27 protein-coding genes, 1 other RNA gene and 3 pseudogenes are annotated in these 24843 nt (G+C 35.0%); 13 read left to right on the plus strand and 18 right to left on the minus strand.

Annotated elements, in window-relative coordinates; genetic code table 11:
* The first annotated feature begins 131 nt into the window (after positions 1 to 131).
* Positions 132 to 410, plus strand: coding sequence for a hypothetical protein (locus CQZ94_RS12030; protein WP_002144954.1), 279 nt, complete (start codon positions 132 to 134; stop codon positions 408 to 410).
* 34 nt (positions 411 to 444) lie between these two features.
* Here CQZ94_RS12030 and CQZ94_RS12035 read toward each other — a convergent pair whose 3' ends face one another.
* The 3 genes from CQZ94_RS12035 to psiE form a co-directional block, all read right to left on the minus strand.
* Positions 445 to 660: a DUF3955 domain-containing protein gene (locus CQZ94_RS12035; protein WP_105585576.1), complete on the minus strand. Its 216-nt coding sequence runs from the start codon at positions 658 to 660 to the stop codon at positions 445 to 447.
* Positions 661 to 853: 193 nt separating this feature from the next.
* Positions 854 to 1369, minus strand: a complete 516-nt coding sequence (gene speG / locus CQZ94_RS12040; RefSeq protein WP_105585577.1) for a spermidine N1-acetyltransferase — start codon at positions 1367 to 1369, stop codon at positions 854 to 856.
* Positions 1370 to 1508: 139 nt separating this feature from the next.
* Positions 1509 to 1913, minus strand: coding sequence for a phosphate-starvation-inducible protein PsiE (psiE, locus tag CQZ94_RS12045; RefSeq protein ID WP_098268296.1), 405 nt, complete (start codon positions 1911 to 1913; stop codon positions 1509 to 1511).
* 272 nt (positions 1914 to 2185) lie between these two features.
* On the opposite strand from psiE, the gene CQZ94_RS12050 reads away from it, so the two are divergent.
* The 3 genes from CQZ94_RS12050 to CQZ94_RS12060 all read left to right on the plus strand — a co-directional run bounded on the left by CQZ94_RS12050 (position 2186) and on the right by CQZ94_RS12060 (position 4351).
* The gene (locus CQZ94_RS12050; protein ID WP_105585683.1) at positions 2186 to 2716 is read left to right on the plus strand and encodes an RNA polymerase sigma factor SigX; all 531 of its coding nucleotides are present in this window, start codon (positions 2186 to 2188) and stop codon (positions 2714 to 2716) included.
* A gap of 3 nt (positions 2717 to 2719) precedes the next feature.
* The gene (locus CQZ94_RS12055; RefSeq protein ID WP_105585578.1) at positions 2720 to 3667 is read left to right on the plus strand and encodes a DUF4179 domain-containing protein; all 948 of its coding nucleotides are present in this window, start codon (positions 2720 to 2722) and stop codon (positions 3665 to 3667) included.
* Positions 3668 to 3988: 321 nt separating this feature from the next.
* Positions 3989 to 4351 carry a hypothetical protein gene (locus CQZ94_RS12060; RefSeq protein WP_105585579.1) on the plus strand — a complete coding sequence of 121 codons (363 nt, stop codon included), beginning with the start codon at positions 3989 to 3991 and terminating at the stop codon, positions 4349 to 4351.
* Positions 4352 to 4690: 339 nt separating this feature from the next.
* Here the strand turns inward: CQZ94_RS12060 and CQZ94_RS12070 are convergent, their stop codons facing one another.
* Entirely contained in the window at positions 4691 to 5122 is a 432-nt protein-coding gene (locus tag CQZ94_RS12070; protein WP_002068214.1) for an Lrp/AsnC family transcriptional regulator, read from the minus strand.
* A 167-nt stretch (positions 5123 to 5289) separates the two neighbouring features.
* On the opposite strand from CQZ94_RS12070, the gene CQZ94_RS12075 reads away from it, so the two are divergent.
* The 4 genes from CQZ94_RS12075 (at position 5290) to CQZ94_RS12090 (ending at position 8558) form a co-directional block, all read left to right on the plus strand.
* On the plus strand, positions 5290 to 5871 hold the full coding sequence (locus CQZ94_RS12075) for a beta-class carbonic anhydrase (protein ID WP_105585580.1): 582 nt from the start codon (positions 5290 to 5292) through the stop codon (positions 5869 to 5871).
* A gap of 31 nt (positions 5872 to 5902) precedes the next feature.
* A complete protein-coding gene (gene cynS / locus CQZ94_RS12080) occupies positions 5903 to 6352 on the plus strand; it encodes a cyanase (RefSeq protein WP_105585581.1) in 450 nt (149 codons plus the stop codon).
* 127 nt (positions 6353 to 6479) lie between these two features.
* Positions 6480 to 7760 carry a purine/pyrimidine permease gene (locus tag CQZ94_RS12085; RefSeq protein WP_105585582.1) on the plus strand — a complete coding sequence of 427 codons (1281 nt, stop codon included), beginning with the start codon at positions 6480 to 6482 and terminating at the stop codon, positions 7758 to 7760.
* A 240-nt stretch (positions 7761 to 8000) separates the two neighbouring features.
* A complete protein-coding gene (locus CQZ94_RS12090; protein WP_105585583.1) occupies positions 8001 to 8558 on the plus strand; it encodes a cysteine hydrolase family protein in 558 nt (185 codons plus the stop codon).
* A gap of 41 nt (positions 8559 to 8599) precedes the next feature.
* Here CQZ94_RS12090 and CQZ94_RS12095 read toward each other — a convergent pair whose 3' ends face one another.
* Positions 8600 to 9034 carry an Lrp/AsnC family transcriptional regulator gene (locus CQZ94_RS12095; protein ID WP_219845213.1) on the minus strand — a complete coding sequence of 145 codons (435 nt, stop codon included), beginning with the start codon at positions 9032 to 9034 and terminating at the stop codon, positions 8600 to 8602.
* 445 nt (positions 9035 to 9479) lie between these two features.
* On the opposite strand from CQZ94_RS12095, the pseudogene CQZ94_RS12100 reads away from it, so the two are divergent.
* Positions 9480 to 9587, plus strand: a pseudogene (locus CQZ94_RS12100) (DUF4822 domain-containing protein); the annotation flags it as partial.
* A gap of 123 nt (positions 9588 to 9710) precedes the next feature.
* On the opposite strand, the gene CQZ94_RS12105 reads toward CQZ94_RS12100, so the two are convergent.
* The 5 genes from CQZ94_RS12105 to CQZ94_RS12125 all read right to left on the minus strand — a co-directional run bounded on the left by CQZ94_RS12105 (position 9711) and on the right by CQZ94_RS12125 (position 14848).
* Positions 9711 to 10463: an iron ABC transporter ATP-binding protein gene (locus tag CQZ94_RS12105; RefSeq protein WP_105585585.1), complete on the minus strand. Its 753-nt coding sequence runs from the start codon at positions 10461 to 10463 to the stop codon at positions 9711 to 9713.
* The gene (locus CQZ94_RS12110) at positions 10460 to 11524 is read right to left on the minus strand and encodes an iron chelate uptake ABC transporter family permease subunit (RefSeq protein WP_105585586.1); all 1065 of its coding nucleotides are present in this window, start codon (positions 11522 to 11524) and stop codon (positions 10460 to 10462) included. The genes CQZ94_RS12105 and CQZ94_RS12110 overlap by 4 nt, the downstream gene beginning before the upstream one ends.
* Positions 11521 to 12537, minus strand: coding sequence for an ABC transporter permease (locus tag CQZ94_RS12115; RefSeq protein ID WP_105585587.1), 1017 nt, complete (start codon positions 12535 to 12537; stop codon positions 11521 to 11523). Before CQZ94_RS12115 ends, CQZ94_RS12110 begins: the two co-directional genes overlap by 4 nt.
* Before the next feature lie 19 nt (positions 12538 to 12556).
* Positions 12557 to 13570: a siderophore ABC transporter substrate-binding protein gene (locus CQZ94_RS12120; protein WP_105585588.1), complete on the minus strand. Its 1014-nt coding sequence runs from the start codon at positions 13568 to 13570 to the stop codon at positions 12557 to 12559.
* 600 nt (positions 13571 to 14170) lie between these two features.
* Positions 14171 to 14848, minus strand: a complete 678-nt coding sequence (locus CQZ94_RS12125) for a response regulator transcription factor (RefSeq protein ID WP_105585589.1) — start codon at positions 14846 to 14848, stop codon at positions 14171 to 14173.
* Positions 14849 to 15375: 527 nt separating this feature from the next.
* Here CQZ94_RS12125 and CQZ94_RS31195 point away from each other — a divergent pair.
* Together CQZ94_RS31195 and CQZ94_RS12135 are read left to right on the plus strand one after the other, a co-directional pair.
* Positions 15376 to 15525 carry a hypothetical protein gene (locus CQZ94_RS31195; RefSeq protein WP_003203575.1) on the plus strand — a complete coding sequence of 50 codons (150 nt, stop codon included), beginning with the start codon at positions 15376 to 15378 and terminating at the stop codon, positions 15523 to 15525.
* 334 nt (positions 15526 to 15859) lie between these two features.
* Entirely contained in the window at positions 15860 to 16429 is a 570-nt protein-coding gene (locus tag CQZ94_RS12135; protein WP_105585590.1) for a nucleotidyltransferase domain-containing protein, read from the plus strand.
* A 367-nt stretch (positions 16430 to 16796) separates the two neighbouring features.
* Here CQZ94_RS12135 and ssrA read toward each other — a convergent pair.
* From ssrA to CQZ94_RS12170, 7 genes are all read right to left on the minus strand, one after another.
* Positions 16797 to 17151: a transfer-messenger RNA gene (gene ssrA / locus CQZ94_RS12140) on the minus strand.
* A 126-nt stretch (positions 17152 to 17277) separates the two neighbouring features.
* Complete coding sequence (gene smpB, locus CQZ94_RS12145) at positions 17278 to 17745, minus strand: SsrA-binding protein (protein ID WP_105585591.1); 468 nt, start codon at positions 17743 to 17745, stop codon at positions 17278 to 17280.
* Between the two features lie 92 nt (positions 17746 to 17837).
* Positions 17838 to 20276: a ribonuclease R gene (gene rnr, locus CQZ94_RS12150; protein ID WP_105585592.1), complete on the minus strand. Its 2439-nt coding sequence runs from the start codon at positions 20274 to 20276 to the stop codon at positions 17838 to 17840.
* 295 nt (positions 20277 to 20571) lie between these two features.
* Positions 20572 to 21312, minus strand: coding sequence for an alpha/beta hydrolase (locus CQZ94_RS12155; RefSeq protein WP_162836430.1), 741 nt, complete (start codon positions 21310 to 21312; stop codon positions 20572 to 20574).
* A 163-nt stretch (positions 21313 to 21475) separates the two neighbouring features.
* Positions 21476 to 21709 (minus strand): preprotein translocase subunit SecG, encoded by a 234-nt coding sequence (gene secG, locus CQZ94_RS12160; RefSeq protein ID WP_002089535.1) that lies wholly within the window; start codon positions 21707 to 21709, stop codon positions 21476 to 21478.
* 95 nt (positions 21710 to 21804) lie between these two features.
* On the minus strand, positions 21805 to 22497 hold the full coding sequence (locus CQZ94_RS12165) for an LrgB family protein (RefSeq protein WP_002174165.1): 693 nt from the start codon (positions 22495 to 22497) through the stop codon (positions 21805 to 21807).
* Positions 22494 to 22871, minus strand: coding sequence for a CidA/LrgA family holin-like protein (locus tag CQZ94_RS12170; protein ID WP_181149481.1), 378 nt, complete (start codon positions 22869 to 22871; stop codon positions 22494 to 22496). The genes CQZ94_RS12165 and CQZ94_RS12170 overlap by 4 nt, the downstream gene beginning before the upstream one ends.
* A gap of 284 nt (positions 22872 to 23155) precedes the next feature.
* Between CQZ94_RS12170 and CQZ94_RS32380 the strand changes: the two are divergent.
* Positions 23156 to 23308 (plus strand): annotated as a pseudogene (locus CQZ94_RS32380) (nucleoside hydrolase); the annotation flags it as partial.
* Positions 23292 to 23474, plus strand: a pseudogene (locus tag CQZ94_RS32385) (nucleoside hydrolase); the annotation flags it as partial. The pseudogenes CQZ94_RS32380 and CQZ94_RS32385, both read left to right, overlap by 17 nt.
* Before the next feature lie 52 nt (positions 23475 to 23526).
* Here CQZ94_RS32385 and eno read toward each other — a convergent pair.
* Complete coding sequence (gene eno / locus CQZ94_RS12180) at positions 23527 to 24822, minus strand: phosphopyruvate hydratase (protein ID WP_002112796.1); 1296 nt, start codon at positions 24820 to 24822, stop codon at positions 23527 to 23529.
* Positions 24823 to 24843 lie beyond the last annotated feature (21 nt).

A 24843-nucleotide genomic window follows, 5' to 3' on the forward strand; every position in this document is an offset into this window, starting at 1 on the left:
TTTACATGTTATGTTTACATACGATGCAAGTGTTTTAAATTTACATAAAACATGTTTTTAGCCCAACCCATACATAAAACACCTTCATAGAGTATATAAATGCCCACAAATATATGAAAAGGAGTGAGAATATGAGTTTCTACGAACAACAGCCTTTTACTCAAGATAACTATTATCGAGATCAACATTGGCATCCCCAAAATCCACTAAAACACCAAACAATCGCTATAATTGGTCCTGCTGTTTCTCACGGATTACGTGAAGCTGCTCATCTCGGCTATCAACACGCATTAACCGAAGCTGTCGCTATCGGCTACTTACTTGGAAGAGGTTACGATTATAATACCGCTTGGAAAACCGTTGAATCTTGGTGGAGACCACCAGGATCCCCGCTTCCTACTCCATACTAAAGCAAAAAGACCGTAAATATACGGTCTTTTCACTTTACCATGCTTTCTTTTTTCGAAGCATCGAGAAAATAGCCATGAATAAAATCGCAATAATTCCAGTAAAAACAAATAAATAAGCTAATGGAATTAAGAAAAATGGTTCCACTAAAGTTCCATCCGGCTTCACTTCCGAACCAATTATATTAAACATAATTATACATAACACTCCTAAAAATATCGGACTAGCCGCTAATAAATATTTATTTTTCATAATATATTCTCCTTCAATCTCATAATTATTTTTTTGTATTCCTTTTCACTATTCTTACTACCATCATAATAAATCCAACGGCATTAAAAATCAACAATTATTTATTGTTTTACAATAAATAATTGTTGATTTTTATGAAACCCAGACGTAAAGAGGCTATAGACAAAACATTGTCTATAGCCTCTTCAATCAATTATTTCGATCCAAAATACGCCTTTTGGAACATACACATTCTTATCGCATTATGGTAGTTACCATCAACGAAAAATTCGTCTTGTAACTCACCTTCCACCATAAATCCAACCTTTTTATAAACATGTACAGCCTTTTCATTTTCTTTATCAACAACTAAATAGAGTTTATGCATATTTAATACAGAAAAAGCGTAATCCATCGCTAAACGTGTTGCTTCCGCTGCATAACCGTGTCCTTGATAATTCGGATCAATAATAATCTGGAATTCAGTTCTTCGATGAATATAATCGATTTCCACTAACTCGACTAATCCAACCATCTCATTATCTTTCTCCAGGATAAAACGGCGTTCACTTTGATCGTGGATATGTTTATCATATAAATCCTGTAGTTCTACAAAAGCTTCATACGGCTCTTCAAACCAATAAGACATAATATGCGCGTTATTATTAAGTTCATGCACGAACTTTAAATCTTCCCGTTCTAAAGGACGTAACTTTAATTCCTGACTCATTTCTATAACCTCCAAGTAAAATAACCTCTTCACTTAATTTCTCAATTTTTTTCGATTTCAAACGCCCTATTTACATTGTAAACCTTCAAGTAACTTGAAGGTCAAGACGAAAAAGCAGTGCAAATTGATGTCTGCACTACTACTCTTTTCTCAAATCTCTCATATTTGATATGTATAAAGCAATGACTAAAACAAGAATGGATCCCGCATATAATAGCGTCTCCATTGGTTCCTCATGAGATACAATAATCAATCGAATTAAAGCCGTAATCCCGATATAAATAAAATAACGTAACGGAAAATGATAATTCGATTTGAAATACTTAATAATTAATGCGATGAACTCAAAGTATAAGAAGTAGACAATGATACTTTCAACTAATTTATAAGATGTATACTTCTTCGCCGAAAATATGTATTGAATAAACGTGATTGTCTCATTAATTAAAAAGATAGATAAAACAATGGATAATATAATTAGAGCTATATTTAATATCCATTGTAAAACACTCGCAATAAAATGATCGATATTAAATGATTTCATTCTCTTTTAAAACTCCCCTTCATATTAATACGTACTCATTATAGCAAAATTATAATTGCAGAGGGGTTAAATCATATTTTCGGCCTTTGTTTTTTGGTTTAAACTCCACAAATAATCTAAGAAACCAAAATGATTTTAATTTTTGCATTCATCTGATTGAAAGATGGATGTTTTTTTCATACATAATAAAAAATAAAAAATTTTGTCACAAAACTCGTTATTCCGGGTTCTCTATAATACAGGCATCAAATGAGAGTGAGGTTTTAACTGACATGTTAAAAATAAAAAAGGAAGACAGGCCTTTTTCGGATGTGACATTTGAAGATTTGTTTAAACAAAACTATGTTTACGTTGTGAAACAGATCGTATGGATTGTCAAAAATCAGACTATCGCTGAAGAATTAGCCCAAGAAGTCTTTTTACAGCTATATCGCAACGATTGGAAGAGAATTGAACACTTACCTGGATGGCTAATAAAATCTTCTACTTATGTAGCGTATAAATATCTACAATCTGAAAAACGACATCAGGCGAGAGTAGATAAAACCATACAATATCATGAAGTACAACATATTTCATCATTAGATGATGACTGGATTAGACAAGAAGAAATTACAAAGGTACAAATGGTACTCAGTAACATGGATGAACGGGATCGAACCATTTTATTAATGAGGTTTTCTGACTTTCAATATAAGGAAATTGCAGAAGTGCTTCAAATTGACATATCTTCTATTGGAACATTATTAGTCCGAGCCAAACAAAAGTTTCGTAAGATTTATAAACAGTTAGAGGAGGCGTAATAAATGAATTGTTATGATGTGGGATTTATTCAAGCATATATGGATGGGGAATTACCTTATGAGACAAGAAAAGAATTCACAAAACATTTAGATACGTGTAACGCATGCCAAGACTTATTACTAGAAATTAGTAAATTAAATCACTGGGAAAATGTCATGTTAGAAGAAGAAACAGTACATTCATCAAAAGAAATCAAAATTGATGTAGACCAAGCGTGGAAAGCATTTGAAAGTCGCGCAAAATTTGAAGATGTTTCTTATATCAATCAAAAACCTGAACAGAAGAAGGGATTATTTACAAATATGAATAAAAAATCAAAACGTTTCATGTATATAGCAGTAGCGGTAGCGGGGATTTTTACAACAGCCATGGTTCCACAAGTGCGAGTGGCAGCTACGAATGTTGCCTCCTATTTTTCCAATGCAATTTCAAATGATACGATTATATACGAAGGAAGAGACGTTGAAAATGGTCAATTTATTCCGCTTGATGAAAAAATTACAGATCAAGGTGTTACGGTAAATTTAAAAGAATTATATGTGGCGGATTCACGTATATCCGTTCATTACAAAATTGAAAAAGAGAATGGAAGTGTAGTACCGTTTGAATTTGATACAAAGGGGTTACAACTTGAAGATGACGGCAAAGTAAATGGACAACAAGAAAACAACCCAGTGTATAAGAAAAATGAGTACTTCGGACAATTAGCATTTATTCAAGGAGCAAGTGGTGGACCATTCGAACTAAAAGCATCCGGTGAAGAATTAAAGCATATAGGTATTCGTTTTAAGGATAGACCAGAAGGTGTCATTACATTTATCGAAGGTCCTGAAGGGAAAGATTCTTTTAAACAACCACTTACATTAGATGTAAATATAAGCAGGATTGGAAAAGTATCTGGTTCTTGGAAAGGTCAGCTTCAATTCGATCCTACCAAATTGAAAAAATAAAGTAATTTCAAATGAAAAAAAGAATAAAACGAGATGTATTCAATACCATGCTTATATTCTTCCTTGTGTTACTTACGTTTATTTCATACATGATTTCAACTCTACCTTTTTTAATTTCATAATCATAAAAAGGTAGTATAGTAAGTAGCCGGTTCCTTAACGTACAGGGAATCGGCTACTTTGTGTCCAAGCGTACAATTTTCTTTTTTGGATATGGTGCCCCCTACATGCAAAACTTACATAAAATCCAGATGAACTCCAAATAAACTCCAGATACTTGCTTTATGCTAAATGTAATCTTAAACAAGGAGGTAATGAAAAATGTTTAAAACATTATTAGCAGGAACACTTTTAAGTACAGGATTATTAGCAGGTGGTGCAGTAGGTACAGAAGATGTGAAAACGAACAAACTAGAATCGAATAAAAAAATAGAATGGAGACAAACAAATAAAAGTGAAAAAGAATCCGCAAAAAAGATGGAAAAAGGTACAGAAATTGGTCAAAATCAATCAATGTCAGTTACAACAAGTGTAGATGGAACAACAACTTCTTCACCCATCCATAATTCACCTGAAGACGCAGTGCCAGCAATTCCTAACGAAGATGTGAAATCTAACCATAATCAAACCTTTGAAATGCCTGAGGACACTAAATCAAAACCTGTACATGATTCTTCTAAATAAGCTATAAAATGAAATAGGATCATACGGTCAGATAAGTAATAATAGAATCCCTGTTGTATACAGCGCAGGGGTTTTTGATGTTAAAAAAGTTCCCTTCACTAGTCAAAAGCAAATAATGAAAAAACGAAAGAAAATGCAGTCTTACGCCTTTACATTAAACAAGAGGACGTAAAGAAAACAGATATACCAGCAAAAATAAAAGAAAAATTAGGTGTAAAATAATAAATAATTATTAAAAACAAATAAAAGGAGTATCTCTTATTTAATAAGAGATACTCCTTTTATTTTTCGAACCATGTCTTAGCCACAAGCAAAAAGAACCATAAACTTGCAGAAAGTTTATTTTAACTTCCCTATTGATAGGTTAACACGATAATTCCCATACTTTAATAGTCGCCCCAGAAAGTTATCCAATTCTTCATTAGAAGCAAAATGTGTTTTTAATAAATAACATCCCTCACCACTTATACGATGCACTTCAGAAATCCCTTCTTCTCCTTGAAAGAAATTCATAAACTCTTGATGATTAGCTGTTGTTACAAACAAAGTAACAAATGCAGTCACTATTTGTCCTAATTTGATTCGGTTTATTGCGATTGTATATTGTTCAATAATCCCTAAATCCTCTAATCTTCGAATTCGATTTCCTACAGCCTGCCCCGTCATATGTATTTTCTGACCAAGTTCTTTCCATTGTATTCTTGAGTTTTCTCCTAATAATTTCAGTATCTCAAAATCTGTTTGATCAATGATATAAACCAATCCTTTCACCGTGAAAGTAGAAAGCCAGAAAGTGTTTCGCCAGCTTATTCTGCTTATCGATACAATTCACTATACTTAGTTTATCCTCTTACATCGCATTGTTTATCAGTTATATTTACTTATAACACAGAGGACGCAACAAAAAAATACATCTAGATTTAAAGGAGGTTACAAATATGTTATTACAAGAAATTCTATCGTTCAATGAACAATTTGTAGAAAATAAGGAATACGCTCCTCGTGAAGCGACAAAAATGCCTAAAAAACGTATGGTTGTTGTTTCTTGCATGGATGCTCGTTTAATTGAGCTACTTCCAAAAGCTTTAGATATACACGATGGTGATGCAAAAGTTATCAGAAATGCAGGTGGTAAAATTGCTTCTCCTTTCGATAGCGTTATGCAAAGTGTTGTAGCATCAGTATATGATTTAAATGCAGATGAAATCTTCCTTATCGGACACCATAGATGTGGTGCGAGTCAAACTAATCCAAAAGGAACACTTCAAAAAATATTAGATCGTGGAGTAGCTTCACCAGAAATTTTATCAGCTATTGAATACGCTGGTGTTGACCTTGAAAAATGGTTATTTGGATTCGATGATGTCAACAATTCAACTCAAGCTAATGTTGATTTAGTAAGAAATCATCCGCTTATTCCAAAAGATGTTCCTGTACATGGTTTAGTTATTGATCCTCACACAGGTAAATTAGATTTAGTAGTTGATGGATATACAGCATTAAATAGTATGAAAAATTAATTATTACTTAAATGGAAGGAAGTTATTAGATATGAATAGACAAGAAGCTACGCAAAAAATTATGGAAGCAAAAATTAAAAAAAGTTTAACATGGGAAGAAATTTCAAAAGTAAGCGAAAACTCTGAGACTTGGGTTGTAACAGCGTTATTAGGACAAGCTACAATGACACGTTCAGAAGCAGAAAAAATCGGTAAACTATTAGAATTAGATGAAGAAGTAGTTCAAGCATTAACAGTAGTTCCACTTAGAGGTCAAGTAATGCAAATGCCTCCTACTGACCCAATCTTATATCGATTATATGAAATGATGTTACAATACGCACCAACTCTTAGAGAATTAATCCTAGAAAAAGCTGGCGAAGGTGTAATGAGTGCAATTAACTTCAATCTAGGTGTGGACACACAAGAAGATCCAAAAGGTGGCGACCCTCGTATCGTGATTACACTTAACGGGAAATTCTTGCCATTCCGTACATGGTAATTAATTAAATATCCATCTATATAATTAAAATAATTTTATAGACCTAAAAAATCCATCCTTTTTAATCTAACTGTATAAAAAGGATGGATTTTTACTATGAGATTCTTTTTCGGCAAAGGAGAATAATATGAATAAAAAATATTTTGAGACGGGCTTTAGTATTCTACAGTGGTTTGTGTTTTTATTAGCAAATGCAATTGCATTGCCTATCATTATCGGTGGCATATTCCATTTATCAATAGAAGATATCTCAACATTAATGCAACGAACTTTTTTAGTCGTGGGAGTAAGCTCATTTATACAAGCATGGTTTGGGCATCGCTATCCCATTGCGGATGGTCCAGCCGGTTCATGGGTAAGTATATTTGTCATACTGGGACAAGTAGCTATGCATCAGGGACAAAGTGCAAAAGATGTATTACAACTTTTAGAAGGTGGATTAATTATTGCGGGTATATTACTCTTCGTTCTTGGTATAACAGGGCTTGTTCATCGAATTCTACGTTTATTTACCCCTTTGGTTACAGGGACTTTTCTTTTAATCTTAGCTCTTCAGCTTAGTGGTGTGTTACTAAAAGGAATGATGGGATTACAAGGGTCTGCAACTCATCCTGATTATACAACAGCTACTATTGCACTCTTTGTTTTTGCCATGATTACCTTCTTATCAATTAAAGGGAAAGGATGGATGAAAAGTTACGCTGTGTTACTTGGCATTTCATGTGGTTGGCTTTTGTATGCTTTATTAAGAAAATCATCTCATATGCCTTCACACACACCGTTAGTTAAGTTACCAGAGATATTTGCTTGGGGCACACCTAGATTCGATATTGGAATGACTCTAACTGCAACTTTATTTACATTCCTTTTAGTTGCAAATACGATTGCTGCTATTTCGGCTGTAAAACAAGTGGCTCCGTTATCTAAAGAAAATGAAAAGCAAACACTGAACCGTGGCGTGTGGGCCGGAGGTATATCACATATTATCTCGTCGTTGTTCTCTACAATTGGAATTGTACCATTACCTGCATCAGCAGGATTTATTCAACTAACAGGACAAAGAAAAGAGAAGTCATTCCTTATAGCAAGTCTCATATTAGCAGGAATTTCTTTTATTCCCTTAATTGTAAGCTTTATATCCTTGCTACCAGGCCCTATTGCTAACGCTACACTTTTAGCAACATTTGTCCAGATGATAGGAATTTCATTTCAATCGATTTTACGTGAAGAATTAAATCAACGCCGATTAACTATATTAGGAATTTCATTATTAATCAGTTTGGGAATAATGTTTCTTCCAGAAAGTGCATTTAGCGGAATTCCTTCTTCCTTACAATATGTTTTAAGTAATGGATTACTCGTAGGTACTATGATTGTCATTCTACTGGAACAGTTTTGGAAAGAGTAAAGTATTTATACACTTAATTATAAAAAGGAGAATTAAATGAATTTAATAGTGGATTAAAAAGATAATATTCATATTTCTCTTTTTGATTATTGTTACCATACCAATTTTTACTTTTTACACCATGAAACTAAATACGTCAAAATCGTTTCATGACGTTATTACTTCCACATACTTGCACTTTATATAATAACGGTACAGTACAAATAACATGCTGTATAAATAAGTGTGGAGGGATTTACTATGAACGAAGCGTTACTATTAGTCGACATACAAAATGATTACTTTGAAGGCGGCAATATGGAATTACATCAGCCTGAAAAAGCCGTACAAAAAGCGAAGGAAGTATTGAAAGTGTTTCGCGAAAAACATAAAACAGTTATTCACGTACAACATATTGCGAACAATGAAGGGACTACTTTCTTCTTACCCGAGACAGTAGGGGCTCAAATTCATGATGACGTACAACCGATTGCTACTGAAAGAGTCATACAAAAACATCACCCTAACAGTTTTTTAAGAACAAATTTATTACAAATATTAAAAGAAGAGAAAATAGACCAACTAGTCATTTGCGGTATGATGACTCATGTATGTATTGATGCAACAGTACGCGCTGCCAGTGATTTAGGATTTCAATGTGTTGTAATTGAAGATGCTTGTACAACAAAAGATTTAGAATTCCAAGGAAACCTAATTCCAGCAGTACATGCTCATCAATCGTTCATGAGTGCATTAGAGTTTGGTGATATTTACGCAAAAGTCATGTCAGCAAGCTGTTTTGCAAACAAAAACAAATAAAGGATTACAGTTCCATATCAAAAAAAGAAAGGATAAATCTCTTATTCTTTCTTTTTTTCAATTGTCTTAATGACAGTATTTATACGATAATCACCATAATGTAAAACATCTGCAAGCGTCTCCTCTAATTGTTGGTGCGAAGATGTATGAAGAATCATGATATAACACCCATCGCCACTTATGCGGTACATTTCAGTAATTACGTCTGTTTTTTCAAAGAAACTTTGAATTTGATTGTGATAATGTGGTGCATGCAAAAATAGCGTAACAAATGTCATAATAGATCCTTCCAGCTTAGCCCTATCTATGTCTATCGTATATTTTTGAATGACCCCTGCCTCTTCTAATTTATTAATTCGTTTCCTAACAGCCTGGCCAGTCAAATGTACTACTTCTCCAATTTCCTTCCAATTCATTCTAGCGTTTTCTTGTAGCAATTGTATAATCTTAAAATCTGTTGAATCAAACATGGCCATCCCCTTCCTATAGGAATCAAATTTTATAAGATTTTCATTTCCCCTACAGTATAGTTCAAAAATTTTGCAATATAATCGATTAACTCTATTAGGAATTACATTATTGTTAACTACTTTCCTTCCTCCTTACAATGTATTTTTTGATTACTCGTAGGCATCATGATTGTTATTCTACTGGAACCAAGTGTTTGAAAGAACAATACAGCAAGCTAGCGATTGTTTTTTATAAATATGCAAATTTTTTAGGAATTAGTTTATCTTTTTTTAATAATTTATTTAGAGGGAGTTTATACTCAGGTATTAACATAATAAACATAGCAACTAAGTTCATTGATTCAATTTGAGTCTTTTCATATGTGGCTTATAGCAAAAAGAAATATAGACGAACTGCTACTATAATCGCAAACCGTACTACTTAAAATCATAAAATGAGGAGACGATAAAAATGAACAAAAAAACAAAAGCACTATCATCCATACTGCCCAGATTTACATTAGCATTAACAGGGTGTGCTGGTACTAAAGCTGAAGAAAATCATAGTAAACAAAAAAAGCTGCTGCCTATAAAATACAGACAGCAACTTCAACTAGAGTAGCTGTTATGATCTATGTAAGCTACATTATATAATTTGATTTTCTATTAGTTTTTTGGCATACTCATTTTTTACATTTTGTAACTAATAAACAGCGATTGGCCCATAAGGGCCATTGATAATTTCTATTTTTGTTTCAAAAATATCAGTCAAAATTTTTGGGTCCATAACCTCTTCTACTGTTCCAAAAGCAGCAATTTGTCCATCTTTCATAGCACAAATTTTATCAGAATATTTGGCTGCAAAATTTATGTCATGCATAACAGTCAGAATTGTTCTTCCAAATTCATTAGCCGCACGTCTCAAATGCTCCATCATTTGAACAGAACGAGCAACATCAAGGTTGTTCAGAGGCTCGTCCAAAAGTACATATTCAGTCTCTTGGCACAATACCATCGCTACATATGCCCTTTGTCTTTGACCACCAGAAAGCTCATCTAAATATCTATTCTCTAAATTAGTTAAATCTAAAAAATCGATATATTTAGAAATAATAACTTCGTCCTCTTTAGTTAATCTTCCCTTTGAATAAGGAAAGCGCCCAAATCCAACTAGTTGTCTAATAGTAAGCCTAGTTACAAAATGATTTTCTTGTCGCAATATAGTCAAAATTTTTGCTAAGTCTTTTGATTTGGATTCAGAAACATCCATATTTGCTACCTGAATTTGACCTTCATCCATATCTAAGAGTCGTCCAATCATCAAAAGTGTCGTGGACTTTCCAGCGCCATTTGGTCCAATTAAAGAAGTAAAGCCCGCTTTTGGTATTTCAATATCCAAAGGTCCTATTTTTACCTTATCAGTATAGAACTTTTTAACATTATCAATTTTTATCATAAAGCCCTCTTCCTTAAAACTATAGTTAAAAATATTATTCCACCAAATAATTCGATAATAACTGAAACTACACCTTGAGCATGGAATACATGATACATTAAAAAGTATGCACTCGTCATTATCAAAAATCCTATAGCAAGAGCCATTGGAAAAATATATCTATGATCATAAGTTGACGCCGCCTGATAACTCAAAGTCGCTACTAAAAAGCCGTAGAAAGTAAGTGGTCCAATCAAAGCTGTTGAAATGGACATCAAAATAGCAACTAATACAAGCGTATAAATTACACTAGGTTGATATTTAACTCCAAAAGAAGTAGAAACATCCTTTCCTAGTGACAATATATTCAAATTCTTAGAATGAGCAAAAATTAATACTGCCACAATTATGACCATAGGAATTACAATAGGAAAATATGCAGAATCTGCATGATTAACAGAACCAAATAATCTTGCTTGTAAAATATCAAATTCTGAAGGCGCAAGTAGTTTTCTCATGAAAGTTGACACAGAATTTAGCCCAGTACCAATAATAATTCCAACTAAAAGCATAAGTTGTAAATTCCCGTATTTACCGGAAAGTAACCATCCATAAAGTATCAAACTCATGAAGACCATAACAACAACTTGAAATAAAAATGATCCAATTCCACTAAAATTTATCAATACACTAGCACCAAAGAAGAATATTGTACTCGTCTGAATTGCTGAATAAAGTGATTCGAAACCTAAAAGCGAAGGAGTAATAATCCTATTATTCGTAATAGAGTGGAAAGCAACGGTCGACAAGCTATGGCAAACTGCAGCAATAATCATTGCAACAATAGCTACTATCCTTCTCTTAACAACTGGGATAAAAGAAGGTGAATCTATCGGAACTGGATTGTTATAAACTAAAAGTCCATATGAAGAAAGGAGGCCTAAAGCAATCAATGTTATCAGTAAAATCCAATAACGTCTTTCTTCCTTCTTAGAACGAAAAGCACTAGCTGATCTACTTTCATTATGAAGGCTAGAATCGATTTCGACATTTTCTTTATTTCTATATTCTAATGTGATCATCGCAGCCTCCTTGGTTTTCTTTGTCTCAATAAAATAGTAATAAACACGATTGCTCCCACTGTTGCAAGTATTAAAGAAACAGGTACTTCAAAAGGCTTTATAATTGTTCGAGAAATGATGTCACAGGCAGTTATTGTCCCCATTCCGATCACACATACCCAAGGTAAATTACTCCTAAGATCATCACCTCTAAACATTGAAACAATATTTGGCACAATTAATCCCAAGAAAGGTAAGTTTCCAATAACAGCTGCAACAATTCCAACTGCAACAGAGATAAGAGCAGTCCCAAAAAGAACAATTCTATTGTAATTAACTCCAAGGCTTGTTGCGACATCTTCTCCTAGTCCAGCTAAAGTCAATCTATTAGCATACATAAAAATAAGCAAAGTAATGATAACAATCAACCATAAATATTCATATCTTCCCACCTGAACGGTAGCAAATGAACCTACAAACCAAGTTTCAATACTTTGCGTCATTTGAAAAAGGAGCCCCATAAAAGTAGACACTGCAGAAATAACTGCTCCAAGCATCAATCCAATAATCGGGACAATTAAAGACGAACGAAGTTTAACTCTTCTTAAAAATAGAAAGAAAATCATAGTTCCTATAAAAGAAAAAATGATTGCACCAGTCATTCTTTGAACTAAAGTCGGGGCAGGAAATAATAAATATACAAAAAGCAAGCCTAAACCTGACCATTCAATAGTCCCCGTTGTAGTAGGTTCAACAAAGCGATTCTGTGTAATTAGTTGCATTACGAGCCCTGCCATCGCCATTGCAGCTCCAGTAAGCATTAATGCAACTGTTCTCGGAACACGAGTTATGAAAAACATCTCCATTCCGTCCTCTTGTCCACGTATATCATAAACTCCAGTAAACAGTGATATAATCCCTAAAATTATAACAACTATAATCGCTATTATAAAAGGTTTTGTCCATAATTTATTGTGATTATAAAACTGGGGTTGAGAAATATTCTCAACCCTAGAAATTATATTTTTTGACACTGTTTCGTACTCCTTTACACTACTTAGCTAAAGTTTTTGCAATATTTCCAAACAACTCTATATAAGTCTGAATTGATTCATTTGTGTAAGTATCCTCTGGTGCATAAATAACCTGTTTTTTAGAAACAGCAGTTGTGTTTTGAAGAGCAGGTGATTTAGAAATAACATCTTGAGCAGGAGATGAAGTAGCTGCATCAGATGTTGCAGCATCACGATCTAATACGAAAAGCCAATCAGGATTTGTTTGTGCAATAGCTTCAACAGAAACGTCATCACCTTTATGACCTGCAGTAGAATTGGAAACTTCTAGTGCTGGAACCCAACCGAAAATTTCATACATTGGCCCCCAAACACGACCAGAATGAGGAGCAGCAAAACCAATATTCCCACCAGTAACGATAACACTCATAACCTTATCTTTTCCATTATAAGCAGATTTTGCATTTTCAATAGATTTATCAAAATCAGCTACTAATTGTTTAGCTTCTTTATTTTTATCAAAGATTTTCCCTAAAGAAATCGTAGAATCTTTAAGTCCTTTTACTAAGTTTTCTCCAGGCTTAGTAGCTTTCTCAGAAACATCAACATTAAGATCAATAACAGCTGCATTTGGCACTAATTTTTTGATCTCTTCGTAATGGCCAGCAAATCTTTGACCAACGATTACAAGTTCAGGGTTTGCAGCTGCTATAATTTCAAGATTTGGTTCGCGGTGATTTCCAATATTTTTAACTGAATTATCCTTTACATATGCTGAATCTGCAGGCATTACATCCTTTGGAGCAGCCGCTAATTTAATTCCCCAATCAGCTAAAGTTTCAAAAGTTCTATTATCCAAAGCAACTACATTCTTTGGATTTACAGGGACTTTAACAGTTCCATGTGCATCAGTGATTTCAACCGTTTTTGGCTTATCACTACTATTACCTTTATTAGCCTTCGAAGTTTCTTTACTTGAATCTGAGCAAGCTACTAACATTAAAGTGAAAATTGCTAGAATACTCACTAATTTTAAAAGCATAGATTTTCTCATACGTATACTCCTTATAATGTAATTTATTTCGAAAATGATGACGTCCATAGATTGAATTAGATAGTAACTTGTATTCACCTAAATCGCTATTGATAATCATTTTCATTTGAATATCCTGTTAATTAGTATAGTCATTAATTCTGTGAAAATCTTGTGAATGATGTGAGTTAATAGAATTAAGCATAATTTGTATACCAAAAGTAATATGTGCCGTCAGGCGTGTTGATTAACCTTTATTTTACAGAGAATACATGAAAGAATGTTGATTTTCTTTTCAAGTAGGCACTTTCATTGGATACGGCCTCAACTAATGCGTGCTAGAGTCATCCCCTCCACACTAACCAATAGATGAGCACCTTATAAACTATGGTTTCTCCTACAAAATACGCCCATTAATAGCTAATATTTTCATAATTCATTGCCTGATAGAAATATTCTTTTTATAGTTTCCGTCTTTTAATATTTCTCAAAAACTATTTGATTATTAGATTTAATAGAAAAAACGAGTAAAACTGAATGAAACAGTTTTACTCGTTTTTTCTATTATGCTGGATATTGATTATTATGATAAACTGTACTTTACCTATTATCTTATTTTTATCATTCAATCATTGAATAGCCCCTGCCATGTATCGTTTGAATATATCTGTCTTTCTTCTCGCACTTTAACTTTTTTCTTACATACCCAATATATAAGTCCACTACATTTGGATTTACTACTACGTTATATCCCCAAACCTGGTTCAAAAGCATTTCACGGCTCAATATTGTATTTTTATTCTTAATTAAAAATACAAGTAAATCGTACTCGCGCTTAGTAAGCGAGAGATTTTTACCACCTTTTTTCACAATATTGCTAGATGCATCAACAAAGAGATCTTTAAACTGAAAAAAGTTTGTCTCATTTTGCTGGATACAGTCACTTCTCCTTAAAATCGCTTTAACCCTTGCTACTAATTCTTCTTTCACAAATGGTTTTCTTATATAATCATCTGCTCCTGCTTGTAACCCTGCTATGCAATCCTTGCTAGAAATATTGTCGGTCACAATAATTATCGGTGTCGTTTTAACAAGTCGTATTTGTCTGCAAATTTCTGGTCCGGATATACTTAATGAATCCCAATCCAATACGATAATATCCCAATCTTGTTCATATATTATATTTAAACCTTGGTTTTCATTGTGAAGTTTTAAAATGAAATAGCCTTCTTGCGTTAGACCGCTTACGATTTTCTTTGCTAAAGACCGTTCATTCTTAATTACCAACACCTGCTTCACCGATGGTTCACCTCTACTTCAATATAACTTAGTTAGATAAAAAATTATCCTAAAAAAATAATTTAAGATTTATAAATATTAAATTCCTAAAAAAGCCATTATAACAGCTTATTAGGAGAACTCTATACAATCTTACAATAGATATGGATAAAAACACAAAATATATGAAGATTTAAATAAATCTTATTTAATCATTAAGGGGCAGCTATAGTCTCTACCTGCTTATCATCAATAACTATTTCTTCATTTTCTGTCTCAAGGATGCCGCCCCATCCCCATCAACTTAAGCATTTTATAAAACTACAAAACAAAAAAACGGTATTCTTTCTATTAGGCTTTACTCTATTCAGATTGTGAAGTTTCCTACTTAAACTAACGGGGCAGGTTAGTTTAAGTAGGAAATATTTGAATTAAGATAGATATAAGTAGAAAAACTAATAAAGTAATAAGTTTTACTTCAGTAAAATAAGGTATATTATATTTGTAGAATAGATTCTCTTTAAAGACAAGAAAAGTAGGTGAGCAAAGTGGGAAAATATCAATTGGATTACAAAAGTCAGGTAGCTGTGACAAAGTTTCATGAAAAACAGACGCCTGCCAAATTTGATAAAAAGCAGCAACTTGAAAAATTGCGTGCGGAGTATTTGAAAAAGAAGCAAAAACAAACGGATAAATAGCATATTGCATTCTTCTGAATTTTCTGTATATCACATAAACAAACACAAGAAAATAGGTAAGTTATTCATCGTTCAAATATATACAGGCTATTTTTTCAAACCTCTTACTTAATGAACTAATGCATGCGTTAGTTCATTAAGAATAACTAAAAAAGTCGATTCCTTGAGATGGAAATCGGCTTTTTTTATAAGTGACATTTCCTTAGCGTTGTAAATCCGCATTTTTCTGACGTTACCCCTAATTAGACTAACGAGGAGGATGGTTGAAGAAGACAAAAAAAATTTGAGTACAAAAAGAAAATAGATTTTAGATAACTTTTTTTTGGGGATTTATATGTCATTTGAACAATGCCAGAGGATCAATTCATTAATGTCAAACTTTGATAGAACGTGGTTTATTGCTGGAGGATGGGCGATTGACCTTTTTATTGATGAGGAAACAAGAGAACATAAAGATATAGAGTTTGCTGTCTTTCGAAAAGACCAACAATATCTGAAAGATTATCTTAATAAATGGGAGTTCAAAAAGGTAATTAAGGGTAAGTTCCATACTTGGGAAAATGAGTTTTTAGATTTGCCAATTCACGAAATACACGCTTCGAATATGTTAAACGGAGATAAAATAGAAATTCTTCTTAATGAAACAGAAGGAAATGATTGGATATTCAGAAGAGACTTTAGGATTTCTTATCCACTCAATTCCGTTTGGAGTACTACTAAAACAGGTATTCCATACCTAAATCCAGAAATTGTACTTTTATATAAGGCGAAGAATACAAGAGAAAAAGACCATCAAGACTTTATCGCTATAAAGGATTATCTTGATAATGAGAAGAAAAAATGGCTGCGATATGCTTTAGAAATACACGAACCAGGACATAAGTGGCTTCAATTTTTAATCTAAAAATTATTTAACTTACAGGTGCTTTTAGTTCAATGAAATTAAAGTACTTTATTATCATTTTTATAAATAAATTTGCAGAAATTATATGTTTTTAAACAACTTTTAAAAGCCCTATTACATTTCATATGTAGTAGGGCTTTGGTTTTTCTAAATTAAATTTAAACGACTTCATTATCTTTGGACATTATGAGCTCATAAAAGGTGATCTTTGGTACCAAGATTGAATAAATCCTTCTTAGCTTTAATTCAGAAACATTAAAATCACTGGAAGCATAAGTTGGCCAGAAACAAAAAGAACCATAAGCTTGCCGTTTCGGCAAACTTATGGTTCATATCATACAAAATAAAAAAACCACCAAATATGTATTGGTGGAGACGGTGGGAGTCGAACCCACGTCCAAAAATATCGGCACTTAAGCTTCTACGAGTGTAGTCGATATATTAGCATTTCGCAAACTCTTCGGCCTATCGACAGGCTTCCAAGTTGCTAGTCTGATTGTTCTCTTCCTTCGCCCTCAGACGGCGAACTCCGGCGTAGTCCACTTAGTTTGAGTCCCTTACCCTACCACATGGACGATGGAGGGAGGAACCTTTAGTGCAATTAAGCAGCTAAAGAAAGATTGTTTTGTTTGCCAATTATAGGCTTTGACGTTTTAACGAGGCCGATCCCCTCGACTCGCAACCTAAGCTCGAACTATCCCTGTCGAATCCGTAACGTCCCCATGATAAAAATGGAGCATACGAAGAAAATATCGTGATAGCTACTAAGAGCTGTTTTTCAATGTGCAACAATCTTACATAGGTTATTATATCATACGCGCGCCGTTTTACAAATGTAAATATCTGTATTACATCTTTTGACGATCACGGAACACACGTGCAATTTCACGTTTAGCTTCTTTCTCTTTTAAATCGTGACGCTTATCGTATTGCTTCTTACCTTTTGCTAAACCAAGTGCCATTTTCGCAAATCCATTTTTCAAATAAATTCTAACTGGAACTAATGCATATCCTGTTTCTTTTGCATAACCTGCTAGCTTATCAATTTCTTTTTTATGAAGAAGTAACTTTCTTGTACGAAGTGGATCGTGATTGAAACGATTCCCTTGTTCATATGTGCTAATATGCATATTATGAACCCATACCTCACCGTTATGTATACGTGCAAACGCATCTTTCAAGTTCACGCGTCCAGCGCGAATCGACTTAATTTCCGTTCCTTGAAGGACAAGCCCTGCTTCGTATGTTTCTTCGATGAAATAATCATGAAATGCTTTTTTATTTTGCGCAATAACCTTACCTGTACCTTTTGGCATATAACGTCCCTCCTCTATCTTTACTATTGTAACAAATGTGAACAAAAAGCGAAAGTGGCTCGCTCAGAATGTGAAGCGAAGCCACTCTTTTCTTACTTACGCTTTTTCTTTTTCTTCTTGAATCCTGGTACATTTTCAAAGAAGCCTTTTTTCTTCTTACCATTACCGTTACCATCTTTTTTCCCTGGCTGACTAGCGGATGTGGATGCTGATGCGGATGCTGATCCTTTTCCTTTTCCTTGTCCACCACGATCAAACTTTCTTCCTGTGCCGCGCTCGCCACCGCGCTCATTACTACGTTCGTTACGTCCACCGCGTTTCTTTCTGCCTGTTCTTGGCTGTTCAATCACAACTGGACGATCTTTGAACTTACGACGAGGTGTGCCTTTCATGCCAACGATTTCAAAGTCGATTGCGCGCTCGTCTTTATTTACGTTAATAACACGAATTGTAATTTCGTCACCGATGCGGAATACGTTACCTGTACGTTCTCCAATCATCGCAAAATGTTTTTCGTCATAACGGTAGTAATCATCTGTTAAATAGCTAACGTGTACAAGACCTTCAATTGTATTTGGAAGCTCTACGAATAAACCGAAGTTTGTTACGGAGCTAATCATACCGTCATACTCTTCACCGATCTTATCAAGCATATATTCTGCTTTTTTCAGTTCGTCTGTTTCACGCTCAGCTTCAACAGCACGGCGTTCCATATTAGAAGAGTGCTCTGCAATCTCAGGCAAGTTTTCACGCCATTTCGCTTGCGTTTCGTTGTCTACTTTACCATTAATGATGTATTCACGAATCAATCTATGAACAATCGTATCTGGGTAACGACGAATTGGCGATGTGAAATGCGTGTAGAACTCAGTTGATAAACCGAAATGTCCTAAGCTGTCCGAATCGTAACGTGCTTGCTTCATAGAACGAAGCATAACTGTTGAAATGACTACTTCTTCCGGCTGACCTTGAACCATTTCAAGAATTTGCTGCAGCGCACGAGGATGTATTTCGTTCGCACGTCCTTTTACTGCATATCCGAAGTTTGTTACAAACTCGAAGAAACGCTCCAGTTTATCTTCTTTCGGATCTTCATGGACACGGTACATAAACGGTACGTTCATCCAGTGGAAGTGTTCTGCTACTGTTTCGTTCGCAACAAGCATAAACTCTTCAATTAACTTCTCTGATACAGAACGATCACGCATTACAACATCAGTCGGTTTTCCTTCTTCATCTACTAGTACTTTCGCTTCTTTAAAGTCAAAGTCAATCGCACCGCGGCGCATACGTTTTTCACGTAAAATCTGTGCTAACTGCCCCATTTCTTTAAACATTGGTACTAGCGGTTCGTAACGTTCAATTAGCGCTTCGTCTTCATCTTCTAAAATGCTTCTTACGTCAGCATACGTCATACGCTCTGTCGTTTTAATTACACTTTGGAAAATCTCATGCTTTACAACATCACCTAGATTGTTGATTTCCATTTCACAAGATAGTGTCAGACGGTCTACTTTCGGATTTAATGAACAAATACCGTTTGATAAACGATGCGGAATCATCGGAATTACACGGTCTACAAGATATACACTCGTTGCTCTCTCTGCTGCTTCAGCATCAATTGGAGAACCTTCTTGAACGTAATGACTTACATCCGCAATATGAACGCCAAGCTTATAGTTACCGTTCTCAAGCTTCGTTACTGTAACAGCGTCATCTAAGTCTTTTGCATCTGCACCGTCAATTGTAACAATCATTTGATCACGTAAATCACGGCGATCTTTTATATCTTCTTCTGAAATCGTTTCTGGTACACTGTTTGCATGCTCCATAACTTCTTCAGGGAAAGCTAAAGGTAAATGATGTTTATGAATGACAGATAAAATATCTACCCCTGGGTCATTTTTATGACCTAGAATTTGAATAACTTCACCTTCTGCGCTTAAACGGTTCTCTGGGTAGCTCGTAATTTTCACAACGACTTTATGACCTTCTACAGCACCCATTGATGCGCTTTTCAAGATAAAAATATCACTTGTCCAGCGCTTATTATCAGGTACAACAAACCCAAAGTTTTTCGATTCTGTATATGTACCAACTAGTTCCTTCGTTCCACGCTCTAAAATACGAACAATCGCACCTTCTTGGCGTGATCCACTTGATTGCGCGCTAACACGTGCTAATACTATATCACCATGAAGTGCACCATTTAATTCTGTAGGTGGGATGAAAAGATCATCATCCCCAGTTTTCTTCTCTTCTGGTACGACGAAAGCAAAGCCACGTGCATGTCCAATTAACTTACCGCGTACTAAATTCATCTTTTCAGGAAGACCGTAGCGATTACTACGTGTACGAACAACAAGTCCCTTCTCTTCCATCATTACAAGTGCCTTTACAAAATCTTTAAAGCCCTCAGAGCCTTCGATTCCAAATGCAGCTTCTAATTCTTGTATCGTTAACGGTTTATACGCTTCTTCTCTCATAAATAATAACAACTTATCAATATGTTCTTGTGTGATTTCTTCCAAGCAGAAATACCTCCTTTAACCCTTATATTATTTAGTGTATCCGAAAGATGGGGGATGTATAAAGTGAAACTTTAATCATCTCCCAATGATTTTTTACAGCTTTCATAAAGTGAAACTTTAATCATTGGGGGGGTTATCCATCCCCCACTGATTATTAGCCCACACCAATCGGGCTTTTACGGGCAGTTATCTCCCACCTAACCTCTTCGCATTCGCCGATTTTTGAGGTGGGAGTCTTACTGCCCGTTAATGCGGGATAAAAAATTCCCTTATGAAAAAAAGAGGCAACTAGACCTTACCAATCTAGTTGCTCCAAGAAGTTATATACATCCTCATGTAGCACATCACGTTCTTTATCAAGTGTAATGACATGCGTAGAGTCTTCATACCATTTAATGTCTTTTAACGTAGATTCTACACCGTTATAAATAATGTTAGCACTATCTGTATTAATCATCTCATCATGGCGTGCTTGTACAACGAATGTTGGAGCATAAATCATATCAACATTATTGCGTACGTCACGAATCAACTCTTGTAATGCTTTTAGTGTATTCATCGGTGTCTGTTTAAATTCAAACATTTCCTGCTCAATTCGTTCTGGTGATTTTTGCTCACGCTTTTTATATTCGCGGGCATATGCCAATATACCTTGGTACATAATTTCTTCACTTTTAATGTACATCGGTGCACACATTGGTACAACACCTAAAATCGGTAATGTATAAGCAAGTTTTAATGAGAATACTCCGCCTAATGATAATCCAACCGCAGCTATTTTCTCGTAACCTTGATCTTTTAAATGCTGATAGGCATTCATTACATCTTTCCACCAGTCTTCAGGACCTGTATGAACAAGCTCTTCTGGTGGTACGCCGTGTCCTTTATAAATTGGCGCATGACAAGTATAGCCTTTCTTCTCTAAGAAACGCCCTAGCATGCGTACATCAGCTGAGTTTCCTGTGAATCCATGCAATAATAAAACAGCGCGGTCTCCACCTTCAAATGTAAATGGTTTTGGAGATGCTAATTTCATCATGTACTTCTCCTCTTTCTCTTCTGTAATCTAGTCGTATTCTTTCTATTCTTAGTGTACCATATTTATAATTCTATAATCTAATTAGAAACTTTTTTCGAATAACAAATTAAAAAAAGAAGAACCATTAGCACAAATCAGCTAACGCTTCTTCTTTTTAATTCTATAAATTTAAGTACGTAACACCAATTGTTAGTACGAAGAATAATACAGCTAAGACAACTGTAATACGGTTTAATACCGCTTCAATTCCACGTGCTTTTTGCTTACCAAACAATTGCTCTGCACCACCTGAAATAGCGCCTGAAAGGCCTGAGCTATTACTAGACTGCATAAGTACCATAACAATCATTAAAATCGATACAACAATAAGTAAAACTGATAATAACGTATGCACTTGGCGTACCTCCTACAAAGATTCAGTTAGTTTAAATGTTAGCATAAATCCTATAGAAAAGCGAGAGCTATAGAGTCACTCTCGCTTTTCTTCTATTACATGAACATCATTGCAAATAAAGGTCCGAGCAAACATGTCAAAATTGCTGTCAATGTCATTGTTACCGATCCAATAACACCTTCATGCTCGTTATTTTTCATCGCTCTCATAACACCCATAATATGAGAAGCGCATCCAAATCCGATTCCTTTACCAACCGAGTTTGTAACGCGGCTCCATTTTAATAAAATTGGTCCCGTAATCGTTCCAGTAATACCTGCGATAACGACAAAGGCTGCTGTTAAGGACGGGACACCGCCAACTTGTTCAGATACACTCATCGCAACGGGCATTGTCACTGACTTTGGTAAAGAAGATAAAATTAAACTTTTATCTGTTCCCATAAGTGAGGCAATAGCAAAATCACTTGCAATAGCAACTGTTGTACCTACTAGTACACCACCAGCAATTGGTACAACATATTTTTGCAGAACATGACGTTGTTTATAAAGCGGGATTGCAAATGCTACTACACCTGGTCCAAGTAGCTTCGCAATCCAACCTCCACCACTTTCCATATAATTTTGATATGGTATATCAAGCACTATAAATAAGAAAGCCATTAATCCTGTCGCTACAAGCATTGGAATGGTAAATGGTGTTGGAAATAATTTATAGATTTTTTTAGATAATTGATATAATAGCACCGTGAAAAGAACCCAACCGATTCCGATTAATATTTGGCTCATTGTGTCTCTTTTTCCCCTCTATTCGCAAGATATTGTCCTGTATGTCCTGCGACAATAATAATTAAAAACGTACTCGCTACAACTGTAATGAAAAGAGAAATTCCTTTAGTCATAAAAAAAGCACCGTAATTCATTAGGCCAAGCGTTGGCGGAATTAATAAAAACGGCATAATAGCAACGAGTGTTTCTGCTCCTAAATCAAACCATTTCACTGGAAGTACTTTTAGGCTAAGTAAAACAAGTAGGAGGAACATCCCAATCAAACTACCTGGAATCGGAATATTCAACATTTCTTGCACCCAATTTCCAACCATATAAAATACATAAAGAGCAGCAATTTGGACAAGAATCTTTGTAAGTTTCATGTTCATCATCCCTCATGTTTATACGATCTTCTGTTAATATCCTTATCATAGTATAAATTGTAAAAACCTGCAATTTATCAAATCGACAACGAAAATCCACTATATTATACGCTTACACCCTTGATATGACTGCGTTTCCGCATGTAATTTACGTCAAAAACCTTGACCTAATATATAAAGTTTATATTTTCTGAATTTTAGCAGTTATTATTTCGATAAAACAAAATCCTTCACTCCATTTTTATTCTGCCTTCTCTCTAGCACACATATATATAAAGATAGGTGGTGAACATATGTCTAAAAAAGTTCTTGTTTTTTGTGAGCCTGGAATCGATGATACGATAGCCCTCCTCCTCGCATTCTTTATCGATGAAATTGAAATTGTTGGGATTGTCGCTGATCACGGCAATGTTCCAAAAGAAATGGCCGTACAAATCACCAATTACCGTCATGACCGAATCTTACGCTCAAGGAGCAAGCATCGGTGATTTCCGCTCTTTAGTAGGATCAAGCCCATTCATCAATCGGCCCTCGCAGCAAATTGTTATCGATTTTGATTATAATCTCTTCTTTAAATACTTCATGTCACTTATGACGGACGAACAATTTTAGCATAAAAAAAAACAGACCGTGATTTCTCACGGTCTGTCGTTATTTTCTACAATTATCGTTTGATATTGTAGAAAGATTGTAAACCAGCGTAAACAGCGATTTCGCCTAGCTCGTCTTCGATACGTAATAATTGGTTGTACTTAGCAATACGGTCAGTACGGCTCATAGAACCAGTTTTGATTTGGCCAGCGTTAGTTGCAACTGCGATGTCAGCGATTGTAGCATCTTCAGTTTCACCAGAACGGTGAGATACAACTGCTGTGTAACCAGCACGTTTAGCCATTTCGATTGCTTCGAAAGTCTCAGTTAAAGTACCGATTTGGTTAACTTTAATTAAGATTGAGTTAGAGATACCTTTTTCGATACCTTCAGCAAGTTTTTGAGTGTTAGTTACGAATAAATCGTCACCAACTAATTGTACTTTATCACCGATACGCTCAGTTAATAATTTGTGACCATCCCAGTCGTTTTCGTCTAAACCATCTTCAATAGAGATGATTGGGAAGTCTTTGCAAAGCTCCTCGTAGAAATCAACCATTTCTGCAGAAGTTAAGCCAGTACGGCCTTCGCCTGCAAGGTCATATTTACCAGTTTCTTTGTTGTAGAACTCAGAAGAAGCAACGTCCATTCCTAAGAATACGTTCTCGCCAGCTTTGTAACCAGCTTTTTCGATAGCTTCGATGATTACTTCTAATGCTTCACGGTTAGAACCAAGGTTTGGAGCGAATCCACCTTCGTCACCTACTGCAGTGTTAAGACCTTTGTCATGTAATACAGCTTTAAGTGCATGGAATACTTCAGCACCCATACGGATTGATTCTTTGAATGTTGGAGCACCAACTGGTAAGATCATGAACTCTTGGAAGTCAACGTTGTTATCAGCGTGAGAACCACCGTTGATGATGTTCATCATTGGAGTTGGTAATTGTTTTGCATTGAATCCACCAAGGTAACGGTATAATGGAAGACCAACGAAGTCAGCTGCTGCGTGAGCTACTGCCATAGATACACCAAGGATAGCGTTAGCACCTAGTTTACCTTTGTTTGGAGTGCCATCTAATTCGATCATAGCACGGTCGATACCAGCTTGGTCAGTTACGTCGAAACCAACGATTTCTGGAGCGATTGCTTCATTAACGTTGTTTACTGCGTTCATAACACCTTTACCAAGGTAACGAGATTTGTCACCGTCACGTAATTCTACTGCTTCGTGCTCACCAGTAGATGCACCACTTGGTACGATAGCGCGTCCGAATGCGCCGCTTTCTGTGTAAACTTCTACTTCTACAGTTGGGTTACCACGAGAGTCAAGGACTTCGCGAGCATAAACATCAATAATTGTTGACATAATAAATTCTCTCCTTTTTAT

This window comes from Bacillus sp. MYb209, assembly GCF_002975175.1.
Taxonomy (GTDB): domain Bacteria; phylum Bacillota; class Bacilli; order Bacillales; family Bacillaceae_G; genus Bacillus_A.